This is a genomic window from Rhodospirillales bacterium (genome assembly GCA_016872535.1).
Classification (GTDB): Bacteria; Pseudomonadota; Alphaproteobacteria; order Rhodospirillales; family 2-12-FULL-67-15; genus 2-12-FULL-67-15.
Genome location: VGZQ01000042.1, coordinates 20,149 through 27,634, shown reverse-complemented (window position 1 = coordinate 27,634; position 7,486 = coordinate 20,149). Strand labels below are relative to the sequence as shown.

Annotated in this window: 8 protein-coding genes; 2 read left to right on the top strand and 6 right to left on the bottom strand. The window is 66.7% G+C overall.

The features are described 5' to 3' along the window. The 5 genes from FJ311_09785 to FJ311_09765 all read right to left on the bottom strand — a co-directional run. Positions 1–418: two-component sensor histidine kinase (locus FJ311_09785; GenBank protein ID MBM3951731.1), on the bottom strand; the 418-nt coding region annotated here is incomplete at its 3' end. Continuing rightward, the gene (gene ntrC / locus FJ311_09780) at positions 415–1,863 is read right to left on the bottom strand and encodes a nitrogen regulation protein NR(I) (protein MBM3951730.1); all 1,449 of its coding nucleotides are present in this window, start codon (positions 1,861–1,863) and stop codon (positions 415–417) included. The genes ntrC and FJ311_09785, both read right to left, overlap by 4 nt. Beyond that, a complete protein-coding gene (locus FJ311_09775; GenBank protein MBM3951729.1) occupies positions 1,860–2,999 on the bottom strand; it encodes a PAS domain-containing protein in 1,140 nt (379 codons plus the stop codon). Before FJ311_09775 ends, ntrC begins: the two co-directional genes overlap by 4 nt. A 5-nt stretch (positions 3,000–3,004) precedes the next feature. Next, positions 3,005–4,015 (bottom strand): tRNA dihydrouridine synthase DusB, encoded by a 1,011-nt coding sequence (gene dusB, locus FJ311_09770; protein MBM3951728.1) that lies wholly within the window; start codon positions 4,013–4,015, stop codon positions 3,005–3,007. Positions 4,016–4,120: 105 nt separating this feature from the next. After that, positions 4,121–4,927 (bottom strand): hypothetical protein, encoded by an 807-nt coding sequence (locus FJ311_09765; protein ID MBM3951727.1) that lies wholly within the window; start codon positions 4,925–4,927, stop codon positions 4,121–4,123. Positions 4,928–5,084: 157 nt separating this feature from the next. On the opposite strand from FJ311_09765, the gene FJ311_09760 reads away from it, so the two are divergent. Further along, positions 5,085–5,948: a hypothetical protein gene (locus FJ311_09760; protein MBM3951726.1), complete on the top strand. Its 864-nt coding sequence runs from the start codon at positions 5,085–5,087 to the stop codon at positions 5,946–5,948. Between the two features lie 10 nt (positions 5,949–5,958). Next, a complete protein-coding gene (locus tag FJ311_09755; protein ID MBM3951725.1) occupies positions 5,959–7,116 on the top strand; it encodes a bifunctional 2-C-methyl-D-erythritol 4-phosphate cytidylyltransferase/2-C-methyl-D-erythritol 2,4-cyclodiphosphate synthase in 1,158 nt (385 codons plus the stop codon). Here the strand turns inward: FJ311_09755 and FJ311_09750 are convergent. Further along, positions 7,113–7,433, bottom strand: a complete 321-nt coding sequence (locus tag FJ311_09750; GenBank protein MBM3951724.1) for a divalent-cation tolerance protein CutA — start codon at positions 7,431–7,433, stop codon at positions 7,113–7,115. The two genes, FJ311_09755 and FJ311_09750, sit on opposite strands and share 4 nt — an antisense overlap. Positions 7,434–7,486: the final 53 nt, after the last annotated feature.

Here is a 7,486-nt window from a genome sequence, read left to right as displayed (position 1 = left end):
CGGTGGAAACTCGTTCGCCGAACCAGCCCTGGATGCCGACGTTGAGAAAGATCGCCGAAAAGGCGACCACGAGAACGGCGGGCATGACGGCGACGGCGCTGAACAGGACCGCGAAACGCACGTGCAGGCCGGCGCCACCGCGGCCCCGGCGGCGCTCCGCCCAGACCGTGATCAGCTTGCGCGCGACGACGCCCGCGAGCAGCAGCAGCAGCACGACGTCGAGGTAGAGCAACGCCACCACCGTTTGCAGGTCGGCGGAGCCCTTCTGCGTGCCGGTCATGGCGGCGACGGTAGCGACGCCCGAGGCGACGGCCGCCGCGCCCAGAACGTATCCGAGATTGCGCGACAACTTCACCTGGCGCGCCCAAACGCGGAAGCGAAGCCAAGTGCCGAGCCACGGGCTTTTGCCCCCGCTCATTTGGGTCCGCCCCGGGTCACGGTGACGTGGAGATCGCGGATTTTCTTGCGCAGCGTGTTGCGGTTGAGGCCCAGCAGATCGGCGGCGCGGACCTGGTTGCCGCGTGTCGCCTTCAGGGTCAGCGCGATCAGGGGCCGCTCGATTTCCTGCAAGACCCTTTCGTACAGCCCGGCCGGCGGCAGGCCGCCGCCGTGCGCGGAGAAATAGGCGGCCAAGTGCCGCTCGACCGATTGCGACAGGCTGCCGCTTTTGTCCTCGGCGGGTTCGCCGGGAGCGACGGTGGCGTCGGCGAGTTCGGCTTCGATCGCCTCGACGCCGATGGTTTCCTCGGCGTGCAACGCGGCGAGGCGGCGCACCAAATTTTCCAATTCGCGCACGTTGCCCGGCCAGCGGTACGCCTTGAGCCGGTCCATGGCAAGCGGGTCGATGGTCTTGGCCGGAAGGCCCTCGGCCTCGGCGGCGGCGAGGAAATGGCGCACCAGTTCGGGAATGTCCTCGGTTCGCTCGCGCAGCGGCGGCAGGCGGATCGGGACGACGTTGAGCCGGTAGAACAAATCCTCGCGGAATTGGCCTTGCCGGATCAGCCGTCGGAGATCGTGGTGGGTCGCGGCGACGATGCGCACGTTGGCGCGGATCGCGCTTCGGCCGCCGACGCGGGTGTATTCGCCTTCCTGCAGCACGCGCAGGAGGCGCGTTTGCGCTTCGGGCGGCATGTCGCCGATCTCGTCGAGAAAGAGCGTGCCGCCCTCGGCCTGCTCGAACCGGCCGGCGTTGCGTTGGGTCGCGCCGGTGAACGCGCCCTTCTCGTGGCCGAACAGCTCGCTTTCCACCAGTTCGCGCGGGATCGCCGCCATGTTGATGGCGACGAACGGCCCGTGCCGGCGCTTGCCGAGCGTATGCAACGCGCGCGCGACCAGTTCCTTGCCGGTGCCCGACTCGCCCGCGATCATCACCGTGAGATCGGTGCCCATCAGCCGCGCGAGCGAGCGGTAAATGTCCTGCATCGCCGGCGAGCGGCCGATCAGGGGCAGCTTTTCGCCGGAATCGGCCGGGGGCGCCGCGTCCGCGCCGGTTTTTTTCTGCGTCTCGAGGGCGCGGCGCACGACGCCGACCAGGGCGGAGATATCGAAGGGTTTCGGCAGGTACTCGAACGCACCCCTTTCGGTCGCCTTGACCGCGGTGAGCAATGTGCTTTGCGCGCTCATGACGATGACGCGCAGCTCCGGGCGCAATTTGCGGATGCGCGGGACGAGGTCGAGCCCGTTCTCGTCGGGCATGAGAACGTCGGTGATGACCAGATCCCCCTCGCCGTCCGCGATCCACGACCACAGCGTCGCGGCGGTGCCGGTCGCGCGCACGTCGAACCCGGCGCGGCCGAGGGCATGGGTCACGACCGTGCGCACGCCGCTATCGTCGTCGGCGACCAGAACGACCGGAGCGCTCATCGATCCCCTCCGGTCGCAGCGTGCTCCGGCTCTTCGCGATACATGGGCAGCATGATGCGAAAAACGGTCTGCCGCGGGCGGCTGTCGAACTCGATCACGCCGCCGTGGTCGCCGACGATCTTGGCGACCAAAGCGAGACCGAGACCGCTGCCCTTCGGCTTGGCGGTGACGAACGGCTCGAACAGGCAGCCGCGAATGTCTTCGGGAATGCCTTCGCCGTTGTCGCGCACGCTGATCGCGAGCGGCAAATGCACCCGCGAATTGGTGCCGGGCACGGCGAACTTGACGCCCTGCTGATAGGCGGTGGCGAGGCCGATCTCGCCGCCGGTCGGCGGGCAGGCTTCGGCCGCGTTCTTGATCAGATTGAGGAACACCTGAATCAACTGGTCACGGTCGCCGTACACCGGCGGCAGCGACGGATCGTAGACGGCGACGATGCGGACATGACGGGCGAAGCTGCTTTCGGCGATGCGACGGACGCGGTCGAGAACTTCGTGGATGTTGACCGCGCCCCGGTTCATCGGGCCACCGGCGGAAAACGTGTCCATGCGGTCGACCAGGGTGCAGACACGGTCGGCTTCATCGCGGATCAATCGGGTGAGGGCCTTGTCCTGTGGCGGAACGGTTTCTTCGAGCAGTTGCGCGGCGCCGCGGATTCCGGCCATCGGGTTTTTGACTTCGTGCGCCAGCATCGCCGCCATCGCCGCGACCGACCGCGCGGCGCCACGATGGGTCAGCTGGCGATCGATCTTTTCAGCGATCGAGCGGGGCTGGAAAACGAGAACGACACCCTCGCCCGCGTCGCCGAGCGGCGATGCGAGCAGATTGACGAAATGCCGCCCCATGCGCGGAGTTTCGATGGCGACGCCATATTCGGCCACCGTGTTGCAGGCGGCGGCCGATTGTTCGATCAGCGCGAACACGGGGCTATCGGGCGGAATGTGCGCCGCGAGCGAATGGCCGAGCAGATGATGGGCGCTCGCCTGGAACATTTGTTCGGCGGCGGCGTTGGCGTAAACGATGTCCCGGCCGCCGTTGAGCGCGACCACGGGCAACGCCAGCGCGGCCAGGATCGCTTCCGGTTCGGGATGCCGGGCCACGACTTCGGGGCGCTGGGTTTTGAGCGGTGCGGGCATTGGCGTCAAGCCGCCGCGCGTTCTAATTGTCCGGCCAATTGTCCGGCAACGTGCGGCGCGTAGAAGGACACGATCCGGTCGCGCACCGCGTCGGCGTCGGGGATACGGTTGATTTCGGCCCGGAACTCGGCCGACTTGGGAAGTCCGCGGCTGTACCAGGCGATATGCTTGCGCGCGAGCCGGACCCCCGGTTCGCGGCCGTAATGACGTAGGATGTCCTCGAAATGCTCGAGTAGGATGGCGAGCTGCGACGCCGGCGGCGGTTCCGGCAGCCGTTCGCCGGTGGCGAGGAAGCGTTGGATTTGGTTCGGCAACCATGGCCGGCCATAGGTGCCGCGCCCAACCATCACCCCATCGGCGCCGGAAACCTCCAGCAACGCGCGCGCGTCTTCCGGGCTGTCGACGTCGCCGTTGCCGATTACCGGAACGCGCACCGCATCCTTCACGACGCGGATGAACGTTCGGTCGGCGCGCCCCGAGTAGAACTGGCAACGGGTACGTCCGTGCACCGTCACCGCTTGGATGCCGCAATCCTCGGCGATCTTGGCGAGCCTCGGCGCGTTGCGGTTCTTGTCGTCCCAGCCGGTGCGCATCTTGAGGGTCACCGGCACGGGCACCGCCTTGACCACCGCGTCGATGATGCGGCCGGCGAGGTTTTCGTCGCGCATCAGGGCGGATCCGGCGTCTCCGTTGACCACCTTCTTGACCGGGCAGCCCATGTTGATGTCGACGATTTGGGCGCCGCGCGCGACGCAGATACGCGCCGCCTCGGCCATCACTTCGGGCTCGCAGCCGGCCAGTTGGACGGCCATCGGCTGTTCCTCGGGCGCGCTTTGGGCCATGCGCAGGGTCTTGCGCGCCTCGCGGATGACCGCCTTGCTCGCGATCATCTCGGATACCACCAAGCCGACGCCGAGCCTTCGCACCGCGCGCCGGAACGGCAAATCCGTGACGCCGGACATGGGCGCCAGAATGACCGGACTGTCCAATCGAATGTGGCCGATTTGCAACGCCATGAAAAACCGCGATAGGTCGGGAAAATTGGTGCCTATTTATTGGGCAAACGCCCCCGATATGCAAGGCATTCGGAATTCCGAAAAAAGGCCGTTATCGGCAGAATTTTAGCGACCGAGGAGTATTTCGGTCACGAACTTGACCCCGGGATAACCGAGGGTGAGCAGAAGATAGCCGACCAGGACATAGCGCGCCGCCTGGCGTCCGCGCACCCCGGCGCGGAAATGCCCGATCAAGAGGCCCGCCAGCACCAGGAACGCGGCGATGGTCAGCACGGTCTTGTGGTCGAACGCGAGCAAGGTCCCCTTCTCGCGATAAAGCGAGGCCATGCCGGTCGCCAGTCCGGCGGCGAGCACCGCTTCGGCGATCAGCAGAAGGCGCACCACCAATTGCTCGCAATCGGCGATGGACGGCAGCGTGCGGGTCAACACCGTCGGCCGGCGCGCCTTCAATGCCCTCTCCTGCATGAAAGCCGCGAGTGCCGCAACCGCAGCGACGGTGACCAGCGCATAGGTGGTGACGGCGGCAGCGATATGCACCGCCACCCAAAGGGAAGCTGACGCCTCGGCCGCGAGAGGACGGGCCGGCGGTTGTTGCCAGAGTGCCGCCAGCACCACGAGTATGCCCATGTATGGTGCGAGCAGCGGCGCGAGCTTGCCCGCGGGGCGCAAGGCGAGCGCCGTGATCGCAAACACGATCATGCCGGCGGCAACCGTGACCCACAGGGCGGTGGAAATGTCCGTGCGCCAAGCGCCGGATAGCCGCTCGGCGGCGATGCCGATCGGAACGATGGCGGCGGCGGCGAGCGCGGCGAGATAAAGGGCGTCGCGATCCGCTCCGCGCCGGAACCCGACCGCGGCCAAGGGCATCAGCGCGACGATGGCCGCCAGGGCATAGAGCACGCTTTCCGTCATGGCGGGCACAATCGCGTCCGGCGACGCGCTTGGCAAGGGCCGAGGGATCGGTTCAGCCGCGCGGTTATCCTTGTGGAATTGGTGACTGGATAGGTAATATTTCCGCTCCGTCCGCGCTGTGTTTAGGCGGCATACCTTCCAGGGGCTGTTTCTAGAGATGTTGCGTCGTTGGACATCCGCCGTCGCGGCTTTGGCGTTCGTGGGCGTCGGCGGCATTGCCGGCGCCGGCGAAAAGGTCGCGTTCCCAGGCGCCAAGGCCGAGGGCTACGGCCACGTCGAGGAAGTTTCGGCCGAATTGGGCATGCCGAAAAACGCGAAAAGTCGGGTACCGGCGGTCGTCATCCTGCACGGTAGCGGCGGCATCGACGGACGGGGTCAATTCCATGCCCAGGCGTTGAACGCAGCCGGGATCGCCACCCTGGAAGTATATATGTTCGCTCGCGGCAATCGTCCGAAAGAGGGCCATACGAAAACGCTGACTCACGGATACGGCGCGCTGAAATATTTGGCGAGCCGACCCGACATCGATCCGCAAAGAATCGGCGTGATGGGATTTTCCTGGGGCGGCGGCATGTCGATGCGCATGGCGTCGAAATCCGTCAGCGATGCTTTCTTGGCGGACGCGAACGGACTTCGTTTTGCCGCCCACGCACCCTTTTATCCCGTTTGCTGGAATCACGCGCGGATTGCGCGGGGCGGGACGCCCGACTACAAAGCATTCACCGGCGCGCCCGTTCTGTTGTTCGCGGGCGGTCAGGATGACTATGACGCGCCCGACGATTGCCGGAAGTTTTTGGACGCGTTGCCCGAACAGACTCGCAATCACATGACGTTGCAATTCTATCCCGAAGCGACGCACGGCTGGGATTCTCCGGAGGGCCGGGCGCGCACCATCTACGATCCAGTCGCCTACGGCGGCAAGGGCGGACAAGTCCGGTTCACTCCGGAAAAAACGATTGCCGAAGATTCCCGCAAGCGCGTCGTCGAATTCTTCGCGCGCGCGTTCAATGCGGCGCAATGAAGTTTCTTCCATGACCGAATGCGTGGCTTTAGTCGTGGGCGCGGGCCAAGGCACGCGGTTCGGCGGAACGATACCGAAACAGTACCTTCCGCTCGCGGGCGAGCCGGTCATCCGCCGCGCCCTTTCGGCGTTTCTCGATCATCCCCGGATCGGACGGGTCCGTCCGGTGATCGACCCCGCCCATCGCGATCTGTTTCACGCCGCGAGCGCGGGGCTTGCCTGTTTGCCGTTCGTCGCCGGCGGCGCGACCCGCCAGGAATCGGTTCGGCGCGGCCTGGAAAGCCTGATCGAGATGAAACCGAAACTGGTCCTGATTCACGACGCGGCGCGGCCGTTTCCCGATGCCGCCCTGATCTCGCGCGTGATCGACGCGCTCTCGTCCTCGCCGGCCGCGATCCCCGCCCTTCCCGTCGCCGACACCTTGAAACGCGCGGACGCCGGTGGTCGCGTGGCCGCGACCGTGCCGCGCGACGGATTGTGGCGGGCGCAAACGCCGCAAGGGTTCCGTTTCGACGCCATTCTCGACGCGCACCGGCGCTTGGCCGATCGCGCGGCGACCGACGACGCCCAACTCGCGGAAATGGCCGGACTCGCCGTCGCGATGGTCGACGGCAGCGAAGACAACGCCAAGATGACGACGCCCGAGGACTGGGCACGCGCCGAGCGTTTGCTCGGCGGCGCGTTCGAGCCCCGCACCGGATCGGGCTTCGACGTGCACCGATTCGCGCCGGGCGACCATCTCATGCTGTGCGGGATCAAGGTGCCGCACGACGCCGGCCTGGAAGGGCATTCGGACGCCGACGTCGGCCTGCACGCGCTCACCGACGCCATTCTCGGCGCGCTCGGCGAAGGCGACATCGGCCAGCACTTTCCGCCGTCGGACGCCAAGTGGCGCGGCGCGTCGTCGGATATCTTCCTGCGCCACGCCGCCGAATTGGTCGCGGCCAAGGGCGGGCGCATCGCGCACGTCGACGTGACGGTGATTTGCGAGCGGCCCAAGGTCGGCCCGCACCGGCGGGCGATGGTCGAGCGGATCGCCACGATCCTCGGGCTCGCGGCCGCCCGCGTCTCGGTCAAGGCGACCACGACCGAGCGGCTCGGCTTCACCGGCCGGGGCGAAGGTATCGCCGCTCAGGCGGTGGCGACGGTCCTTCTGCCGCCGGTCTAATCTTTCCGCGTTTCGTTCTCGATCCAGGAAAGGAAGGCGGGATTGCCGGCCGCGACCGGCAGCGCCACCACGCAGGGACACGTGTAGCTGTGCAGCGCCCGGACCCGTTGGGTCAGCGCCTCGACCAGTTCGGTTCGGGTCTTGAGCAGGAAGGAGGTCTCGCCCTCCTCCTGGACCTTGCCTTCCCACCAATACACCGAGGTGATCGGCGGGAAGACGTTGGCGCAGGCCGCGAGCCGTTCCTCCACCACCGTCCGGGCGATCTTGAGCGCTTCGTCCCGCGAACTCGCTGTCACATAAACCAGGGTCGCCGACATCGGTTGGTTCTCCCTTGCCTGGGGCTATGGGCTGTCTTTAACTAGCCATAATC

Excerpts from the sequence above, each read along its gene's own strand:
- FJ311_09775 (MBM3951729.1), bottom strand. The coding sequence starts at position 2,999 with ATGCCCGCACCGCTCAAAACCCAGCGCCCCGAAGTCGTGGCCCGGCAT.
- ntrC (MBM3951730.1), bottom strand. The coding sequence starts at position 1,863 with ATGAGCGCTCCGGTCGTTCTGGTCGCCGACGACGATAGCGGCGTGCGC.
- FJ311_09765 (MBM3951727.1), bottom strand. The coding sequence starts at position 4,927 with ATGACGGAAAGCGTGCTCTATGCCCTGGCGGCCATCGTCGCGCTGATG.
- dusB (MBM3951728.1), bottom strand. The coding sequence starts at position 4,015 with ATGGCGTTGCAAATCGGCCACATTCGATTGGACAGTCCGGTCATTCTG.
- FJ311_09760 (MBM3951726.1), top strand. The coding sequence starts at position 5,085 with ATGTTGCGTCGTTGGACATCCGCCGTCGCGGCTTTGGCGTTCGTGGGC.
- FJ311_09755 (MBM3951725.1), top strand. The coding sequence starts at position 5,959 with ATGACCGAATGCGTGGCTTTAGTCGTGGGCGCGGGCCAAGGCACGCGG.
- FJ311_09750 (MBM3951724.1), bottom strand. The coding sequence starts at position 7,433 with ATGTCGGCGACCCTGGTTTATGTGACAGCGAGTTCGCGGGACGAAGCG.